The 19,485-nt window shown below is 33.4% G+C and carries 16 protein-coding genes and 1 other RNA gene; 3 read left to right on the top strand and 14 right to left on the bottom strand.

Annotated features, from left to right (window positions below; translation table 11 throughout):
- Positions 1-306 precede the first annotated feature (306 nt).
- The 10 genes from WMO18_RS04275 to WMO18_RS04230 all read right to left on the bottom strand — a co-directional run bounded on the left by WMO18_RS04275 (position 307) and on the right by WMO18_RS04230 (position 13,680).
- Positions 307-846 (bottom strand): flavodoxin family protein, encoded by a 540-nt coding sequence (locus WMO18_RS04275; protein WP_211148293.1) that lies wholly within the window; start codon positions 844-846, stop codon positions 307-309.
- An 8-nt stretch (positions 847-854) separates the two neighbouring features.
- Positions 855-4,400, bottom strand: coding sequence for a helicase-exonuclease AddAB subunit AddA (gene addA / locus WMO18_RS04270; RefSeq protein WP_211148294.1), 3,546 nt, complete (start codon positions 4,398-4,400; stop codon positions 855-857).
- The gene (locus WMO18_RS04265; RefSeq protein WP_022506168.1) at positions 4,393-7,749 is read right to left on the bottom strand and encodes a PD-(D/E)XK nuclease family protein; all 3,357 of its coding nucleotides are present in this window, start codon (positions 7,747-7,749) and stop codon (positions 4,393-4,395) included. The genes addA and WMO18_RS04265 overlap by 8 nt, the downstream gene beginning before the upstream one ends.
- A gap of 77 nt (positions 7,750-7,826) precedes the next feature.
- Positions 7,827-8,417 (bottom strand): stage II sporulation protein R, encoded by a 591-nt coding sequence (gene spoIIR, locus WMO18_RS04260; RefSeq protein ID WP_211148452.1) that lies wholly within the window; start codon positions 8,415-8,417, stop codon positions 7,827-7,829.
- Between the two features lie 47 nt (positions 8,418-8,464).
- Positions 8,465-9,340 carry a 4-(cytidine 5'-diphospho)-2-C-methyl-D-erythritol kinase gene (ispE, locus tag WMO18_RS04255; RefSeq protein WP_211148451.1) on the bottom strand — a complete coding sequence of 292 codons (876 nt, stop codon included), beginning with the start codon at positions 9,338-9,340 and terminating at the stop codon, positions 8,465-8,467.
- Entirely contained in the window at positions 9,324-10,508 is a 1,185-nt protein-coding gene (locus WMO18_RS04250; RefSeq protein WP_022506171.1) for an aminotransferase class I/II-fold pyridoxal phosphate-dependent enzyme, read from the bottom strand. Before WMO18_RS04250 ends, ispE begins: the two co-directional genes overlap by 17 nt.
- Positions 10,508-10,990, bottom strand: a complete 483-nt coding sequence (locus WMO18_RS04245; protein WP_138157549.1) for an Lrp/AsnC family transcriptional regulator — start codon at positions 10,988-10,990, stop codon at positions 10,508-10,510. The genes WMO18_RS04250 and WMO18_RS04245 overlap by 1 nt, the downstream gene beginning before the upstream one ends.
- A 9-nt stretch (positions 10,991-10,999) precedes the next feature.
- On the bottom strand, positions 11,000-11,488 hold the full coding sequence (locus WMO18_RS04240; protein ID WP_329978521.1) for an LURP-one-related family protein: 489 nt from the start codon (positions 11,486-11,488) through the stop codon (positions 11,000-11,002).
- A gap of 22 nt (positions 11,489-11,510) precedes the next feature.
- A complete protein-coding gene (locus tag WMO18_RS04235; protein ID WP_211147515.1) occupies positions 11,511-12,806 on the bottom strand; it encodes an O-antigen ligase family protein in 1,296 nt (431 codons plus the stop codon).
- Between the two features lie 187 nt (positions 12,807-12,993).
- On the bottom strand, positions 12,994-13,680 hold the full coding sequence (locus WMO18_RS04230; RefSeq protein ID WP_211147514.1) for a sugar transferase: 687 nt from the start codon (positions 13,678-13,680) through the stop codon (positions 12,994-12,996).
- Between the two features lie 188 nt (positions 13,681-13,868).
- On the opposite strand from WMO18_RS04230, the gene WMO18_RS04225 reads away from it, so the two are divergent.
- The 3 genes from WMO18_RS04225 (at position 13,869) to WMO18_RS04215 (ending at position 15,362) form a co-directional block, all read left to right on the top strand.
- Positions 13,869-14,171, top strand: coding sequence for a DUF1292 domain-containing protein (locus WMO18_RS04225; protein WP_138157545.1), 303 nt, complete (start codon positions 13,869-13,871; stop codon positions 14,169-14,171).
- A gap of 10 nt (positions 14,172-14,181) precedes the next feature.
- A non-coding RNA gene (ssrS, locus tag WMO18_RS04220) (6S RNA) lies at positions 14,182-14,366 on the top strand.
- A 33-nt stretch (positions 14,367-14,399) separates the two neighbouring features.
- Positions 14,400-15,362, top strand: a complete 963-nt coding sequence (locus WMO18_RS04215; protein ID WP_211147513.1) for an NAD(P)H-dependent glycerol-3-phosphate dehydrogenase — start codon at positions 14,400-14,402, stop codon at positions 15,360-15,362.
- 56 nt (positions 15,363-15,418) lie between these two features.
- On the opposite strand, the gene WMO18_RS04210 is transcribed toward WMO18_RS04215, so the two are convergent.
- From WMO18_RS04210 to WMO18_RS04195, 4 genes are all read right to left on the bottom strand, one after another.
- Positions 15,419-16,006, bottom strand: a complete 588-nt coding sequence (locus tag WMO18_RS04210) for a VanZ family protein (RefSeq protein ID WP_211147512.1) — start codon at positions 16,004-16,006, stop codon at positions 15,419-15,421.
- Between the two features lie 194 nt (positions 16,007-16,200).
- Positions 16,201-17,829, bottom strand: a complete 1,629-nt coding sequence (gene groL, locus WMO18_RS04205; RefSeq protein ID WP_022506179.1) for a chaperonin GroEL — start codon at positions 17,827-17,829, stop codon at positions 16,201-16,203.
- Positions 17,830-17,848: 19 nt separating this feature from the next.
- The gene (locus WMO18_RS04200) at positions 17,849-18,133 is read right to left on the bottom strand and encodes a co-chaperone GroES (RefSeq protein ID WP_022506180.1); all 285 of its coding nucleotides are present in this window, start codon (positions 18,131-18,133) and stop codon (positions 17,849-17,851) included.
- A gap of 173 nt (positions 18,134-18,306) precedes the next feature.
- The gene (locus tag WMO18_RS04195; protein WP_211147511.1) at positions 18,307-19,431 is read right to left on the bottom strand and encodes a THUMP domain-containing class I SAM-dependent RNA methyltransferase; all 1,125 of its coding nucleotides are present in this window, start codon (positions 19,429-19,431) and stop codon (positions 18,307-18,309) included.
- Between the last annotated feature and the right edge of the window lie 54 nt (positions 19,432-19,485).

Below are 19,485 nucleotides of genomic sequence, written 5' to 3'. Positions count from 1 at the left end.
TCTGTCAGCTATCGCTGACATCTCCCTTTACACAAGGGAGGCTGGTTAGTCTCTGCTAATTCTAAATATCTACCACATAACAAGGCAAGTTCTAGCACCACAAACCCTAATTTATCTAACTAAACTTGACACAAAATTTAATAAAAAACTGATTTATAACAGAATGAAAAAAGCTCCCGATTGGGAGCTTTTTGTTTACAAACTATTGTAATTTATGATTAATTATTGAGATTTATGATTCACTATTGTGGTTTGGAATTAATTATTATTGCGTTTTGTGATTGATATTAATTAATCACTACAAATTTAATTTATTGACATACCTAAATTATATGCATCAAGTAGGGCTTTGTTATCTTTGATAGCACCTTTCTGTCTAACATCTGTTACTAGAACCTTGCCTAAGTCATTAAGCTTAAAGTAACTAAGCACAAGGTTATATTGAACTAATATTGAGTCAAAAACTTGTGGAAGTGATGCACCGGCTACTAATAGCAAAGCCATATTCTTAACAGAAAAAGTATTTCTCATTGGTGTGTGTAGTCTGTCGATTAGTGCTTTTAGTTGGGCAGAAATTCCGTAAAAATACACCGGTGATGCAATAACCAATGTGTCACATTCTTTCAGCTTTTCATAGATAATTTTCATATCATCATTTTGTACACAAACATTACCGTCACTATTTTGGCAATATTCGCAACCTACACAAGGATTAATTTTGTAGTCTGCTACTGAAATAATTTCCACAGAATTGTGCTTTTCTGCACCTTGTTTAAAGGCATTTGCTAAAAGTTCTGTATTGCCATTTTTCCTAACGCTACCCACTAAAATAAGAATTTTACTCATAAAATCACCTACACCTCTACAAATTCACCTAAGGTGATTGAATAGATTATGCATTTAGAAACTTTGTATGGAGTACACTGTTCCATAGCGTTTTTGTAAAGTAAAAGTTGCTGAGAATACAGTTCCTTTAGTTCTGAAACATCTTTAATTCTATCGGTTTTGTAGTCAACAATTACAAGTGAATCATCTTCTACAAGTGCTAAGTCAACTGCACCTTGTAGGATAATTTTTTGTTCTGAGAAATTCTCAGGTACATTTTCTAATGCATCTTTTGCTAAGATTTTTGTATAGAACTTAAACTCACGATATACTTTTTCAGAATTTACAATTCTATCTGTTAAAGGTGAATTTACAAGGTTTAGTAGTTTATTACGGTCAAGCACTTCACCTTGTCTTTTAGTGATAAAACCTTTAGAGACTAATCTTTCTATTTCACCGTCAAAGTCATTTCTTGCATTTTTAAAGTCAATATACTGTAAAGCTGAATGTACTGCTGTACCTCTTTCAGTTGGTGTCATTGACTTTTCGGACATAAAGTCAGGTCGTGCAAGGACTTTCTTAAATCTTTCCTTAGAAATATTGTGACTAATATCGGATACTGCAACTTTTGTTGGGATAGCATTGATACCTTCATTCTTGTACTTATACTCAAGTCTGTCTTTGATAATTGTATCAATATAATCATCGGTTACTTCTGTATCTTGGGTAGTAGTAGTGTCACATTCTTCCTGAACTTTTTCCTCACTATTCACACCTTTAATATACTTAATATCCCACTTAGGACAAGGTTTGAATTTAGAGAAATGGTTAACATCTGCAATTTTTCTAAGTTCACTGCCATCTGTTTGGATAAGTCCACACATAATTAACCAATCAGAAATTTTGTTAGCTGAGGACACTGCATAAGGTGAAATCTTCTCAGTATCTGAGATATATGCACCCATCTTATTAATATAATTTGCCATATTCTTTTCTGTGCAAATCATATGAAGTTCTTCCCTTGCTCTTGTTAAGGCAACATAAAGTACTCTTAATTCCTCAGACTTTTCACTGTTTTTAATTTCAATAGAAGTTGCAACCTTTGGCAAGGTGTTGTATCGGATTGAATTTTCATAATCTTTAGCTTTTAGCGAGAAACCTAAGTCCTTATGAATAAGTACATTGTCGTTAGAGTCGCTGACAAACTTTCTTGTAGTATTTGCTAAGAATACAAATGGAAATTCAAGACCTTTACTACCATGGATACTCATAATCTTTACTGCGTTTAGGTCACTGTCTTCACCTGTTTTACTGGCATTTAGGTCACTTTCTTGCTTAACAAGGTTATCAATATAAGTTACAAATGCTGATAGTCCCTTGTAGCCACTTGACTCATAATTTGTTGCATATTCTTTAAATAGAAGAATATTGTTGTATGGCACATCTGTTTCAGATACACCATCAAAAATTGAAGTATAGAAAGTTTCTTCAAAAATTCTGTCAAGTAAAGTATGTACAGGCATTGTTACTGCATATGTACGAAATCTGTCTAAATCTTCAAGCAATCTCTTTGCCTTTTCACTGCCATTTTCTGCAAAGGTTACAAGTGAATTATAAATTCTTTTCTTCCTGTCTTCTGTTCGCATTAAGGCTAGTTCATCACCTGTAAATCCATATAAAGGACTTGCCATTACAGAAAGCAAAGGAATATCTTGTAATGGGTTATCAATAATTCTAAGTAGATTTGTTATAATAACAATTTCACGATTTTGTAGGAAGCTTTCGCTAACTGTTGAAGTGGCTTGAATACCCCACATTTTCAATCTGTTAACATAAATATGGGCATATTTATTTGCACTTCTAAGAAGAATTGCAAAGTCACCGTCATTAGCAGGTCTTAAATCTCCTTTATCATAAACACTTCTCCGGGATTTGATACGGAAAATTTCTTTTGCTATAAAGTCAGCCTCTACAATACACTTATCGGTTTCTTCTTCATAATCCATATCAATAAGGTTAAGAGAAACTTTGGTTTCATCAGTATCATTATAAGTTGCACCACAAACTAAAGTTTCTTCCTCATTATATTCAATGTCACCACAATCCTTAGACATTATTGAGTCAAAAACAAAGTTAACTGAATCTGTGATTTCTTTTCTGGATCTAAAATTCTTTTCAAGAACTATTCTGCCAGGGTAATTGTCCTTTTCTGCTACATAAAGAGGATATTTCTCTTTTCTGTCAATAAAGATTTTAGGCATAGCTTGTCTAAAAGAATAGATACTTTGCTTTACATCACCTACAACAAACAAGTCCTCTTCCTCATTTGATACTGCTTTAAAGATAATATCCTGAACTTCATTTGCATCTTGGTATTCATCAACCATTACTTCGTCAAACTGAGATGCAATTTTATGTGCCATTTCTGTTAGCACTACCTTACCGTCTTTCTCTTTTACAAGTAATTTAAGAGTATAATGTTCAAGGTCACTATAATCAAGAATGTTCTTTAGTTTCTTAAGCTCTTGGAATTTATGGTCAAACAAAAGAACTGTATTGAACATTTCTTCTACTACAGGTTTCAGTAAATCTAAATCAGCCTTACAACTTTCTTCATCGTAGATAAAATACTTTGATAAATCAGAAACTATTTTTTTGTATTTATCACGATTTTCACTGATTTTAATTTTTGTTGGGTTATCCTTATAACCTCTGACACTTGGGAATCTGCCAAAGGAACATTCAGAAACTAATTTATAAGCATCATCCCATTTTCTGTCCTCAATAGCTGACATAATACCGGTTATAGTCATTTTATCTTCTGTAAGTGCAGTTGTTAAAGCTGACTGTAACTTTTCATCAGTTGCAGAAAGTTCAAGGTTACTTTCAACTAAAGAAATTCCATAAGCAAGTGCTTGATAAGAATACTTAAAAATAATTTCTGCCCATATTGAAGTGGAAATATCAATATCGCTATTGTAATAAGAAAGTTTTTCTTCAAGCCATGTATGTGGAAAAGGATGTGAACGCAAAAATTCATATAGTTTAAACACAACTTGCTTTAGTGCTTTATCGTCCTTATTGTCGGAAAAAGCCTCTACAATATTTAGGAATGATAAATTATTTTCTTTAGAATAAAGAGTATCAAAAACATCATCAATAGCGTCATTCTTTAGTACAGAAAGTTCCCCATCATCAGCAATTCTAAAGTCTTTGCTAACACCTAAACTATAGAAATTTTCCCTAACTAATTGGCTACAAAATGAATGAATTGTTGAGATATGGGCATTCTGTAGCTTTAGTTGCTGATAACGCAAATGTGAGTCATATGGATTTGCTTTGATTAAATCATAAAGTCTTGCAATGATTCTTTCTTTCATTTCGGCAGCTGCTGCTTTTGTGTAGGTAACAACTAACATTCTGTCTGCCGGTGTTGGGTTCTTTTTGTCGGTAATTCTGCTGATTACTCTTTCAACAAGTACTGCTGTTTTACCTGAACCTGCTGAGGCAGAAACAAGAATAGAACCGTTAGTTGAATGTATAGCATTTTGCTGATTTTGTGTCCAATTAGGCATTTTCTTCTTCCTCCTCTTGTAGCATTTTCATTACTTCTTTTCGGGATAACTTTGCAATATTTCTGCAATTTTTACCGTCCTCATATCCACAAATTGAAAGGTAAGGACAGTATTTACAAGCATCATAATTATCACTTGCAGAAGTAAAATCTTTGGTTGGGTTGTATTCAATATTGCCCTTATGAAGTGTCTTTGCCATTTCTGTTAAGGTGTCATCAATGTTCTTAAAAATCTTGCCAAGTTCTGATAGGTCATAAAGATAATCAGCACCAGTATATCCACCCCTTGAGGACTTTTTCACCGGTATATATTTGGCTTTCTCTGTGCTATCCATACCGATAATTACAGAATCATTATTTAAGATAATACCGTTCATACGCAAGTTTTTATCAAATTCATTTAAATTTTTTTCTGAATCATTTTTGTCATCAGAAGATACAAACTTAGCCTTAGCCGGTTGATAAAGTACACCACAAGGCACTATATTATCACCAAAATAATCCTTACCGTTTGCCTTAATTGCAGAAAGGTAAATAAGCATTTGCAAGTTAAGGCCATACATAATATCACCGATTTTAAAGGTTTTTGAACCGGTTTTGTAGTCAATTACTCTTATATACTTTTCACCGTTTTTATCCATTACATCTACTCTGTCTACTGAACCTCTGACAGAAAGTGAAGAGCCATCATCAAGGGTCAGCTTATAGGCCGGTATATCCTTACCTACATTTAATTCAAATGCAGTTGGTACAAATTCACTTTGAGAAAGTTCCTTTATAATATGAATCAGTAGCTTAATTGCATTATCCTGAATTCTATAAAACAGATACTTAAACCTTGCCGGTTTGTTATCTATTCCACCTAATTCTTCCACTGCATAGTCGTTTAGATACTGAGAAATTATCTTTGCTATATCCTCATTGCTTAGAGATGCAAAGTCGGTTTTCTTATATTCTCTTAAAAATCTTTCCAATAAATAGTGGGTTAAAGTACCATACTGTAAAGAATCTATTTCTGCTTTTTTTCTTTCCTCAGCCTTTAGACCATATTGACAGAAATATTTAAACTTACACAAATGATAAGTTTCTACTTGAGAGGCTGAAAGGAATAAATCTTTGCCGAATAATTTTTCAGCAATATTTTCATCTTTAATTTGGATAGGATTGTCCTGTAAAGTGTCTTTAATTGTAGCAATTTTTTCTTTGTAATTTTCTTCTTGAGAAAAATAATTTTCCAAAGTTTTTTCTGTAATACTGTTGGACTTAATGTTATTTGCTACAAACTGGAAAGCAGAATTCTTGCTCCACAACATATCATCTGCAGTTAATGAATAATCACTAAGGGCAGTTACCTTTGGATAAATTTCTTTCACTTCTCTTACTAATGATGATGGTGTTAAGAGTTCTCCTTGCAAGTTGCTTGTTGAGTAGCTTACAAATAATTTATGTGATGGTAAAGTTAATGCATAGTAAGCAAGGTACATTTCTTTATAATTAAGTTCATCTACCGAGTCATTGACTTCCATACCTTTTTCAAGCAAAATCTTTCTTTCACTATCGGTAAATACACCATTAGCTGATGGCACTTGTGGGAAAATACCTTCGTTACAACCTATTACGAAAACTGCCTTTTTCTGTGGCATACGAACTCTCTCTACACCTGAAACAACAACTTCATCCATTGCTTTTGGGATAAATGCAATTGTACTGTTGTTGAATTGTAGCATCAGCAGTTCTGTATATTCTTTTAAAGAAAGTTTTTTATCAGAAAGAAGATTTATCATTTTATCAAGGATATTCATTAGAATTTCCCATAATCTTCTTTGTTCTTCTGACAAAGGTAGGTTTCCATTTTCCTCTAAAGTTTCACACATTGAAACTATACTTTCCGGAATGTTGTAATTTAGAAGTAGGTTATACAAATTCTTAGTTATAGTTGTGGCAGTAGTATCCTTTGATTTTAACTGAAAATCGACTAAAGGGTTAATAACACCTTGTCTTACTTTATTGATAATTTCAAGTGTCTTTCTGTCATCATCACTAAAGTCAGACACTAAACCTTGTGGATTATCTACAAAGTCATTTTTAAAGTTACTACCCTTAATATCCCACATTAGTATATAATTTTCGAATAAAGAAATTTCTTCTGAAGTAAATGGCATTAATCCCGACTTTAGGATATTTAGTACATTTTCCCTCTGATAAGAATTATTGATTGTTTCTAGGATTGAGGAGACTAATTTTATTAGTGGTTTTGTGAAAATATCTTCCTCCTTATCCATAAAATAAGGAATGTTATACTTATCAAATACACTGTCAATAATGCCATCATAGGAATTATCTTGTCTGTAAATAACTGCAATATCCTGATATGTATAGTCATTGTCAATAATCAATTCTCTGATATTTCTGGCTACAAAATCACATTCTGTATATTTATTTTTGCTTTCATACAGAATAATATTATTAGTTCCTTGGTCAAGGGAAGTCTTTTCAATTCGATAAACATTCTTTAGAATTGGTATAAGTTCACTTGTTTCAAACCTATGATTTTCTGCTAAAACTATTGGAGAGGCAATTTTCATATCATTATCTCTGGCAATCTTTTTTAGCTGATTTAAAGTTCTTTCAGTTGTAAAGAACAGTTCATTGTTGTTGGTTGAATCGGTATTTACGGTTATGTAAAAGTCCTTAGCATCTACCATTAATTTTGATAGAAATTCAAGTTCTACATTTGTAAAACCACTAAAGGAGTCAAGTGCAATAATGTAATCTTTAAAAATATTATTTTCTAATAAAGAATTATAGCCTTGGGTAATATAGTCATCAGGATCAACATAACTTTCGCTAACCAATGCATCAAAAGTATCACGAATTAGGCAAGTTTCTTTTAGCTTTGTTCTAAGGGTTTCATCCTCAATTTCACTTGCAGTTTCAAGGATTTTTTCACTTGTAATATTGCAAGTTTTGTATTCACTGACTGCTGAAAGCATTAAATTTATAAGTTCATTTTTATTTTTTGTATGGGAAAATAGAGGCAAATTGTCTTGACATTCATCAATTGCCAATGACATAATAATTGCCTTACCACCATCATCAAGTGGGATTTTGCCACTTGAACCGTTTACTGAAAATATATAATCACACAGACCTGTAAAGCCTTGTACATTTATATTCAGAGAGTCCTTTGGACCTAATAAATCCAGGAAAGTTCTCTGGGTATCAAAGGAACTTTGGTCAGGTACAATATATAAAATATTTTTCTCGCCGTTTTTTACCATATTGGCAAGAAGATTTGTTATGTAAGTGGTTTTGCCTGAACCACTTTCGCCTTTAATTATATTTAGCATTTACATCACCATAAATATTATAACACACCTACTGTCCCAAAAATGGGACTTATATCTTAATTTAAAAAAACTTCAAATTATTTAAAAAATGATTTTACTTTTTCAAACCACTCTACTACTTGAAACTTGATTTTATAATTATCATTATCAGAAATCAAAGTCTTTTCATCATCAGTTAAGTTGGAATTTTCCAAGTCACTGCTTTCACCTAAACAGAATGATGGGTACATTACACACCACCAATTGTGACCTTTCCCCTTACCTATAGTTATACGCAATGCATCATAAAAACCTGATGGTACAGTAAATTTTCCATACTGTCTTGTATTGAAATACATATTTGTAATTTCACCTTTTACCTTGTAGTTGTAACCTAAGTTATACACTTCTTTCTGTGCAACATTTAGGATGTTGACAAGGTTATTTTCTGTTACCTTTATAGTATCTTCCTTAGTTTCACAATCTTTGTACAAATCTTCTGTATAGGAAAGAACCTTATCTCTAACTTTTAATTTTAATTCTTGGTCACTTTCTAAGTCGGAATTTGCTAGGATATGTAACCTAAAAATATCTTTCTCAAGTGACTTACATTGTGCAGTAAAAGGAATTAAAGAAAAAATTACTGTTAAGATTAAACCTAATGATAATGATTTTAATAATATTTTCATAATACAAAACCTGCCCTTCAATAAGAATATGGACAGGTTTATAAATTTTATTCAGTTATAATTGAACAACCACTCTTGATTGGTTTGCATAAGAATGTCTGTGGGTAGGTTTCTTTTAACTTTTCTACACACTTAATAGCATTCTTTTCTTTTTTAAACACACCAAAAACTGCTGAGCCTGAACCACTCATACAAGCACCGTTAGCCTTTAGTTTGTACATTAATTTCTTAATATCGTTAACTTCCTTAATATCAAGAAAAACATCAAAGTCATTGTACATTGAAGTACAAACAGAATTTAGGCTACGCATATAAATACCCTTAATAAGTTCATCGGAATATTTAAACTGTTTAGGTGGTTGTGCATCTATAGCGTCATAGGCCTCTTTGGTAGATACATTTACATCAGGTTTACAAATAACTATTGTACATTCAGGCATAGAATGAAGTTTCTCCATATCTGTACCGATACCTGTTGCAAGTTGAGTACCACCATTAATAAAGAATGGCACATCTGCTCCAATATAAGAACAAATTTCTTCCATATCTTTATTCTTAAGTCTGGTGTTATATAGCTTATTAAGTCCCATTACGGTGGCAGCACCATCTGAGCTACCACCACCAAGACCTGCTTGTGAAGGTACAACCTTGTGAATATCAATATTGATACCTTCATTCTCAACCTTAGTATATCTAAAAAATCTTTCTGCTGATTTATACACAATATTTGTCTTATCAGTCGGAACATTACTGTCGTTACAAGTAACTGTAATTTCTTTAGTATCTGTTGTAGTAATAGTTATTGTATCACTTAAAGAAATTGCTTGTAACACCAAACTGACAGAATGATAGCCGTCAGGTCTTCTGCCAAGTACATCAACTGCAAGATTTACTTTTGCCGGTGCATTAACCTTTATTTCCATCTTTTAACTCCACTAGGAATTCTTCAATTCTTCTCATAGCTTCAGCAATATTCTTTAGGCTATTACAGTAAGAAACTCTGATAAAGCCCTCACCACATTCACCGAAAGCATTGCCCGGAACAACTGCAACGTGCTTTTCTTTAATAAGTCTGGTGCAGAATTCTTCTGATGAAAGGCCTGTACTCTTGATACAAGGGAAACAGTAGAAAGCACCCTTTGGTTCAAAGCAGTCAAGTCCCAGTTTATCAAATGAACCTACAATAAAATGCTTACGCATTTCATATTCATCTTTCATACTTTCAATATCATCATCACCATGACGAAGAGCCTCAATAGCAGCATACTGTGCAGTTGTTGGAGCACTCATAATACAGAACTGATGTAGCTTAGTCATTTGGGAAATAATTTCCTTAGGACCAAGGGCATAACCAAGTCTCCAGCCTGTCATTGCATATGTTTTACTGAAACCATTAACAACAATAGTTCTTTCATACATACCGTCAATACTTGCAATTGAAGTATGTTTTTCCTTTGTATATGTAAGTTCTGCATAGATTTCATCAGAAAGAACCATTAAGTCATGTTTCTTGATAACTTCAGCAATTGCTTCTAGGTCTTTCTTTTCCATAATACCACCGGTTGGGTTATTAGGATAAGGAAGAATAAGTAGTTTTGTCTTGTCTGTAATAGCTTTTTCTAGGTCTTCAGGAACAATTCTAAATTCATTCTCAACCTTAGTATCCATTAGTACAGGAGTAGCACCTGCCATTTCTGTTAGTGGTTCATAACATACAAATGATGGTTGAGGAATGATAACTTCATCTCCCGGACCTGCTAAACAACGAATTGCTACATCAATAGCTTCACTACCACCAACAGTAACAAGTACCTGTGAAAGTGGTTCATATTTAATACCGAATCTACGGTCAATATACTTAGTAATTTCATCTCTTAAAATAGACAAACCTCTGTTTGGTGTATACCAAGTTTTGCCCAGTTGTAGTGAAGAGATACCTTCTTCTCTAACATGCCAAGGTGTCTTAAAATCAGGTTCACCTACTGAAAGAGAAATAACATTGTCCATCTCAGCAGCAATATCAAAGAACTTTCTGATACCTGATGGCTTAACAGAAACGATTTTACTGTTGAGTACCTTTGAATAATCCATTATAATACAAGGCTCCTTTTATCTTCTTCTTCAATAGTTTCTGCCATAATAACGCCACCCTCTTTGTAATTCTTTAGGATAAAGTTAGTTTGGCATGATAGAACATTTGCTAAAGGTGATAGTCTTCTGCTAACAAATGATGCAACATCATTCATAGTCTTACCTGTAACAACTAGAGAAAGGTCATAAGAACCTGCAATTAGGTTTACTGTTTCAACTTCATCAAAAGCCATAATCTTCTCTGCAATCTTGTCAAAGCCTGTTTCTGGTTCAGGAGCAACCTTAACTTCAATAATAGCAGAAACATCTTTGTCTTCTAGCTTTTCCCAGTTTACAACTGCCTTGTAACCTTTGATGATACCTTTTTCTTCATATTCCTTAATTTGAGCCTTAATATAGTCTTCAGGCTCACTTAGAATTAACGCAAGTTCTGATGTTGTATATTTTGAATTTTCGGATAATAATTTAAGTAACTTATTCATAATAATACCTCACACTTTTACTAATTGTTTCTTTTCGTTTGTTTCTATTAAATGAACACATACAACTGATGCAAGGAGAAAAACTTCTCTTCCATTATCGGTTATATTGACTTCATAGCCTTTTGATAAATCTGCCCATTTCTTGTAATGAGTTAAGAGAACTGAGTTATCTGTATCTCTAATTTCAAAATTTTTACCAAGAATATCGCCACAAATTCTCCAACTAATACCGTAATAATAGCACATTGGTCTAAACTTATTTTTGTTAAAAACAAGTCTTATGGTACTATTATTATTCTTAATTGTAAAAGCCTTCATAAATGGCAATGGTACAGAATAAATTGTACACAGCTTATTAAAGCTAATGTCTGTAATAACAAGATTCCAATATGAATGGCTATAGTCCCTTAGCACATAGCACTTTACATGACCAAGTTCATCATAAATTACAAATCTTGAATTTACTGTTGAAGTATCTTTGCTAAAATAGAACTTCATAAAAATCACCTTTTGCTAAATTTTACAATAGGTTTTTTCTAACGCTTTCTTTAAAGGAAAATTCCTTAAGTGGTTCTTCCTTTTCTCTTACATTATAGCACATAATCTGACCTAAAATAAACCAGAAAATTATTACCATAAATGATATATCAAAAACCAGTGCTTTCTCAAAACAAGCAAACACCAGATATGACACAATAAAACTAAATAGACATGGAAAAATGCCATGTTCAAGTTCTTTACCTTTTCTAAACAAATACTTTGTAATTGATACACCGTTTCTAAAGGCAAAAATCATAAACAACAAAAATCCAATTACACCTGAACATACAAGGATAGTTATGTATGCATTGTGAATATCTGTTGTAAAAGTGGCAAACATACTTGCAAAGTCACCACTATATAGGTTAGCAAAATGCATACCACCATCAATATACTTGTAGCTATAGCTTAGGATATTACCCTTACCGATACCCATTACAGGATGATGGGAGAAAATAGTCATTGCTTGATTCCACAAAGTAAATCTACCGGAATCAACATTAGAATTTTCATGTTCAAAAGTAACATCAGAATTTTCAGGCAATACTGTTGTTATATTTGAAGCTACATCACTGTCTGAAATAATAATATTGCTATTGGAATTAATAAGTGTTGATACACCGATTTGGCAAATACTTCTTAGGAAATATGTGCAACAAATAATAACAACACCGGCAACTAATGTGGAAAGAAATCTCAGTATCAGTTGTTTCTTCTTATAGTCACCTCTTGAAGTGATAAACTTTGTAACAACAAAGACAATAACATAGCCAAGGAACAAAACCATACTTGCATTACTGTCACACAAGAATAAAGTCAGAATATTAATAAACAGACCTGATGCAAGCCAAATTCTTGATGTAGCAGGTAAAGCAGAATACTTACTGTCAAACTTATGTATTGTTAGTATATGCACACAAAATACAACAAATACAGATGCAAAGCCACAAAGGTTAGGATTAATAAAAAGACCTGTAAATCTGTTTTCATATACAATCAAGTCTATCCATTCATTGTGGTAAGAAACATTAAACACAAGACAAGCAATGCCTACTACTTGCATTAATGTTACCATATAAAGAAAAATTCTTGCAACCGTATACAGTTCATGCTTTATGCCGGTACTTTTCTCAATATATGCTCCATAAAAAACAAAGAAACATACCATTACAAAAATAAAGAACAACATATTTGTCAGGAAATTGTCTGTAATATGGATAAGGGCTGTAATAAGGTTAACGCCCAAAAAAGCCATTGCCCACAAACCAAATTCCATTTTTTTGTATGCTTTATACTTCACTATATTCCTAATAGTAAGATAAATTCCCCAAAAAGCAAGGATAATTAAAAAACAATAAGCCGGTATTTGAAGAAAGGCTACATTAGTAAAAAACAAACATAAAATAAAACTTACTCTAAAATAGCTTGAGTTATTCAGTAGGCTAATTTTGCCCACCTCCCTATCAATTAAATACTTCTTTAACAGTCTTTAGCATTAAACTAAAATCTCTTCTTAATCTAAATCTTTGAAGATACTTTAAATTATATCGCATTTTGTCCGGGAGAATTTTGTTGATATAAGTTGCATCAACATCATCACCCTCTTTAAGGAGTTTGTTCTCATCCTTATACTTAATTGAAGCAAAGCTTGTAATACCGGCAGGTAAAAGAAGTGTTGCGTAATACACCGGCTTATACTGCTCAACATACTTTACAACTTCAGGTCTTGTACCTACAATAGTCATTTTACCGGTAAGTACATGGAAAATCTGTGGTAATTCGTCAAGTCTATATTTTCTTAAGGCTCTACCGATTAGGGTAACTCTTTCGTCACCTTCTTTAGTAAGAAGTTCACCACACTGGTCAGAACCAACAATCATTGTTCTAAATTTCAAAATCATAAAGCGCTTACCGTACTTAGTAACACGCTCTTGCTTATAAAACACAGGGCCTTTGGTGGCACTAATCTTAATAATAAAAGCAATTACAAGCATTGGTATTGCAAGTAATATAATCAAAATAATTGACAAGATAATATCGGATATTCTCTTGAGAATAATACTTGTTTTTTTCTTTTCTAATATATCGTAATATTTCTTAACTTCCGGACACTGAAACTCCTTAGGGAGTTTATCAAAATCTTTTAACAAAATACATTCTCCGTTCTAGAATAAAATGCACATACATAAGTTATATTATATATCAAGAAACCTATTAAATCAATAAAAAAAAATTAATTCGTAAATTTAATTATTTTTTGAAATTTTACACATATTTTCCCTTGACTTATGGTACTTAGTTGGGTAAAATATATGTATAGAAATTGAGGTGAAGCTAAATGAACAATGAATTTGCACCTGATCTTATCACACTTATTGATGATGAAGGTAACGAACACAGCTTTGAAATTCTGGACACTATTGAACATGAAGATAGTGAATACTATGCACTTTATCCATTTTATGAGAATCCGGAGGATAGTGTAAACGATGCCGGAGAATACTATATTATGGAAGCTATCATCAACGATAATGGTGAAGAAGAATTTGCTGAAATTGACGATGAAGATTTACTAGATTATTTAGCAGAAAAGTTTGAAGCTAACTTTGAAAAACTTTTCGATGACGAGGATGAAATCTAAAGTTTAGTTTATCCCCCTACCTGATTTGCGAATATGCGAAAATAACCCTACAACTTTTTAAAAGGGAGCACGGACTCCATATGCGGTGTTGAAGACCTTATGATTCATCAGGGATCCTAAAGCTGTTGGGAGTGCACCCACCTGTCATTTTGTAGGCAGGTTATATTTAAGCATTTACGGTCAGGTGGGGTTTTTCTATAATTTTTTAAATTTGCGAGGACTTTATATATGAAAATATCTGTACTTGGATGTGGACGCTGGGGCAGTTGTATTGCCTGGTATCTTGACAAAATCGGTCATGATGTACTTTCCGGAGGACTGGAAAATGCACCTGAATTTATTGCTCTAAAGAACAACAAAAAGAACGACTACCTTTCCTACCCTGACTCTATTGAGGTTTCTTCTGACCTTAAGTATTCAGTTGAAAGGGCTGAGGTTATTGTTATTTCTATCAGTTGTCAGCACCTTAGAGAATATATGACTGATATTGCTAAGTACGACCTTACCGGAAAAACTATTGTACTATGTATGAAAGGTATTGAAGAAACTACCGGAGAAAGACTTAGTGAAGTTGTAAGTGAGTTTATTGACAAAGACAAAACTAAGGTTGCAGTTTGGGTTGGTCCGGGACATCCACAAGACTATGTAAGAGGTATTCCTAACTGTATGGTTATTGACAGCGAGGATGAAGGAGTTAAGAGAAAGCTGGTTAAAGAATTTAACAGTGAGCTTATTCGTTTTTACATAGGTACAGATTTAATTGGTACAGAAATCGGTGCTGCTGCAAAGAATGTTATTGGCATTTGTGCCGGTATGCTTGATGGACTTGGATATACAAGCCTAAAAGGTGGTTTAATGGCTAGAGCACCTAGAGAGGTTGCTGCCCTTATTAAGGTTATGGGTGGTAATGAAATGAGTGCATATGGACTTTGTCATCTTGGTGACTATGAGGCTACTTTGTTCTCTAAATGGAGTCACAACAGAATGTACGGTGAACAACTGATTAAAGGTGAAAAGTTTGAAAAACTTGCTGAGGGTGTTATGACAACTAAGGCAATTTACAAATTAGCTAAGAAGATGGGTGTGGAAATGCCTATTGTTAATCAGCTATATGAAGTTCTATTTGAAAATAAAGAAATCACTCCTGCACTTGACGCTCTATTTAAGAGAGATGTTAGAAGTGAATTTTAATTAAAATTTTATATGTACATAAAAAAGACCTGAATAATCAGGTCTTTTCTTTATGCTTATTTTCTTTTTACTATATCAACTTTAGTTAATCTAAAGAATAGATATGCTAAATTCATACCAACCATATAACACAAAATATCCAGAGTATCAAAGAAACCTCTTGCAGTTATATACTGCATAATTTCTATACCAAATGAAATTGCTAGAAAAATAAGTTCAGTAAAAATTACACCCTTATTCTTAAAGAAATACGCAATCGGCATTAACACAATTATATTTAAGATAAACTGTAATAATGACTCTGAGTCGGTAGTTAGTTCTTGTAAAGATGCAATTAAGTTGAATTTCATTTCTCTTATGGAAGAATTACGACCATATAGCACAAATAATAGGAACAAAAAGTATAAGGCTACTACAACCTTAAATACAATTGGGTGAACCTTTAGTCCTGTAATTAAATACACAATAAAAGTACAAGCTACCATTGACAATATCATTGTCAATATACTACTTAGCACATATATTGTATCACATAAAATAGTTGGAACCATATCCATTAGTACTAAGTTATATAATAAATATCCACCTACTACACCAATAACAATTGAAATTATTAGTTTAATAACATAAACTGTCTTATTCATAACCTTCTCCTTTCAGTAAGCGTATATGATTATACCATATATTTTAAGAAATATGTCATATTATAATGTTTTGTTATTATTTTGGGTAGTAATTTAGAATAATTTATAACATTGGGTATAAAAATAGTGAATTAACACAAAGAAAAAGTCCACCCAAAAGGATGGACTTTAAGTTTATAATTTTAAGTTTGGTATTAGTACATACCACCCATATCAGGCATTTGTGGCTGAGCAGGAGCAGCAGGTTCTTTAATATCACTTACAAGTGATTCTGTTGTTAGAACCATTGATGCAACTGATGATGCATTCTGTAGAGCTGAACGAGTAACCTTAGTTGGGTCAACAATACCGTTCTTCATCATATCCATATATTCACCTGTTAGAGCGTTGTAACCATAGTTTACTTCGTTCTTTTCTAGGATATTATTTAGGATAACTGAGCCTTCAACACCGGCATTAGCAGCAATCTGACGAACAGGTTCTTCAAGAGCCTTAAGAACAATCTTAACACCTGTTAGTTCGTCACCTTCTGTTTCGTTAACCAGTTCAGAAACTGCACTGATTGTATTTACAAGAGCAGTACCACCACCGGCTACGATACCTTCTTCAACAGCAGCCTTTGTAGCAGCCAGAGCATCTTCAATACGAAGTTTCTGTTCCTTCATTTCGATTTCTGTAGCAGCACCTACTTTGATAACTGCAACACCACCGGCTAGTTTAGCTAGTCTTTCCTGTAGCTTTTCTTTATCAAATTCAGATGTTGTTGTTTCAATCTGTGAACGGATGTTGTTTACTCTATCCTTGATAGCCTGAGAGTCACCAGCACCATCAACAATGATTGTATTTTCTTTGTCAACCTTAACCTGACGAGCAGTACCTAGCTGATCAATTGTGCAATCCTTTAGTTCAAGACCTAGATCTGATGTGATAACCTGACCACCTGTTAGGATAGCAATATCCTGTAGCATTTCTTTTCTTCTATCGCCAAAGCCCGGTGCTTTAACTGCAACACAAGTAAATGTACCACGAAGTTTGTTAAGAACTAGAGTTGTTAGTGCTTCACCTTCAACATCTTCAGCAATAATAAGAAGTTTCTTACCTGCCTGAACAATCTGTTCCAGTAGAGGTAGAATTTCCTGAGTTGTTGAAATCTTCTTATCAGTAATAAGAATTAGACAATCATCAAGTTCAGCAACCATCTTGTCTGTATCTGTTACCATATAAGGTGCAATGTAACCTCTGTCAAACATCATACCTTCTACAACTTCTGAATATGTTTCAGCAGTCTTTGATTCTTCTACTGTGATAACACCGTCAGTAGAAACCTTTTCCATTGCTTCAGCAATTAGCTTACCGATTAGTGGGTCAGCTGATGAGATTGTTGCAACTCTTGCAATATCCTCTGTGCCTGAAACAACCTTAGAATTCTTCTTTAGAGTTTCAACTGCCTTGTTAACTGCCTTTTTGATACCGTTCTTTAGTACCATTGGGTTTGCACCGGCAGTAACATTCTTCATACCTTCACGAATAAGAGCCTGTGCAAGTAGAGTAGCTGTTGTTGTACCGTCACCGGCAACATCGTTAGTCTTTGTTGAAACTTCCTTAACTAGCTGAGCACCCATATTTTCAAATGGATCATCAAGTTCAATTTCTTTAGCAATAGTAACACCATCGTTAGTGATTAGTGGTGCACCGAATTTCTTATCTAGAACAACATTTCTGCCCTTAGGACCTAGTGTAATTTTAACTGTATCAGCAAGTTGGTCAATACCGGACATTAGAGCCTTTCTTGCCTCTTCACCATAAAGCATTTGTTTAGCCATAATTTATTAACCTCTCTTCTTATTCAACAATAGCAAGAATATCTGACTGTGAAACGATAGTGTATTCTTCACCGTCAAGTTTGATTTCAGTACCACTATACTTAGAAGTAACTACCTTATCGCCTACTTTAACTGTCATTTCTACCTTTTCACCGTCTACTACACCACCCGGACCTACGGCTACTACTGTAGCGAAAGCAGGTTTCTCCTGTGCAGATGTAGAAAGAACAATACCGGAGGCTGTTGTCTGTTCAGCCTCTTCTACCTTAACAACTACTTTGTCTGCTAATGGTTTGATTGTCATAATATTTATCCTCCTTAAAGTTGTTTATCTACTTAGTTTAGCACTCTCTATCTTTGAGTGCTAAATATATTGTAGCACCAGTTTTTCATACAGTCAAGACCTTTATAGGGATTTTTTTCAAAAACTTATATACATTTTTCTATTTACTGTACATATTATCACATAAGTTTCACTTAACGCTTAAAATACATATATGCTTGGCACTTTAGCATACCATTGTATAGCTTTCTTCTCTTGTCAGCCTTGCGACCAAAGATTTTTTCAAATTCATCATCCGGTGATATTATAGTATAACTCCAACCGTCTTTTTTGACGAATTTTTTACCCATAATTTTATAAAGTTCTCTTGCCCTATCAATATCAAGAAGTCTTTCACCGTAAGGAGGGTTGGTAATAACTGTACCTCTCTCAGTATCATGAACAAAGTCCCTTATATCTCTATGTTCAAAAGTTATTCTATCTGCTACACCGGCTTTTTCTGCATTTTCTCTGGCAATATTTAGGCTTTCTTCATCAATATCATAACCTATGCCCCTAAATGCACAATCGGTATTGATTTCTGATTTTGCCTTTTCTCTTTCCTGCTCCCACACTTCACTAGGAATTTGTTTCCAATTTTCTGCTGAAAATTCTCTGTTTAGACCCGGGGCAATTTTCATAGCTTTTAATGCACTTTCAATTAGAATTGTACCACTACCACACATAGGGTCAATTACAGTATGGTTAGCCCTAACCATAGAAAGTTCAGCCAAAACTGCTGCTAAAGTTTCTTTGATAGGTGCATCATTTGAATTTTCTCTATAGCCTCTTTTATAAAGGCCTTTGCCTGTTGTATCCAGCATAATAGAAACTTTATCTTTGAAAATCAGAAACTGAATTTGGTGCAAATCACCGTCATCATTTAACCATTCAACACCATAAGCCTTAGAAAGTGACTTTGCTGAGGCTTTCTTAATAATCTTTTGACAGTCAGGTACAGACATTAGCTGACTTGAAAGGCAGGTGCCTTTTACAGGGAAATTGTCATCCTTATCAATATATTCAGACCATTTGATTTTGCTTACACCGTTAAAAAGTTCTTCAAATGTTCTAGCATAAAAAGTACCTAAAAGAATCATAATTCTCTCGGCATATCGGCTACAAATATTGGCTCTTGCAAGAATGTTGTAATCACCCTTAAAAATTACTCTGCCGTTCTCAGGTGTTACTTCTTTAGCACCCATAAATTTTAGTTCGTTAGCTACAAGGCCCTCTACACCTAAAAGGCAAGTAGCAACATATGTTAGTTCTTTCTTCATAAAAATCTCCAAAAAATATAGAGGCTCAAATGGGCCTCTATATTCATTCACTTA

The sequence above is a fragment of the Ruminococcoides intestinihominis genome (genome assembly GCF_040096285.1).
GTDB classification, from domain to species: domain Bacteria; phylum Bacillota; class Clostridia; order Oscillospirales; family Acutalibacteraceae; genus Ruminococcoides; species Ruminococcoides intestinihominis.
This window is presented reverse-complemented; position numbering and strand designations above follow the sequence as displayed.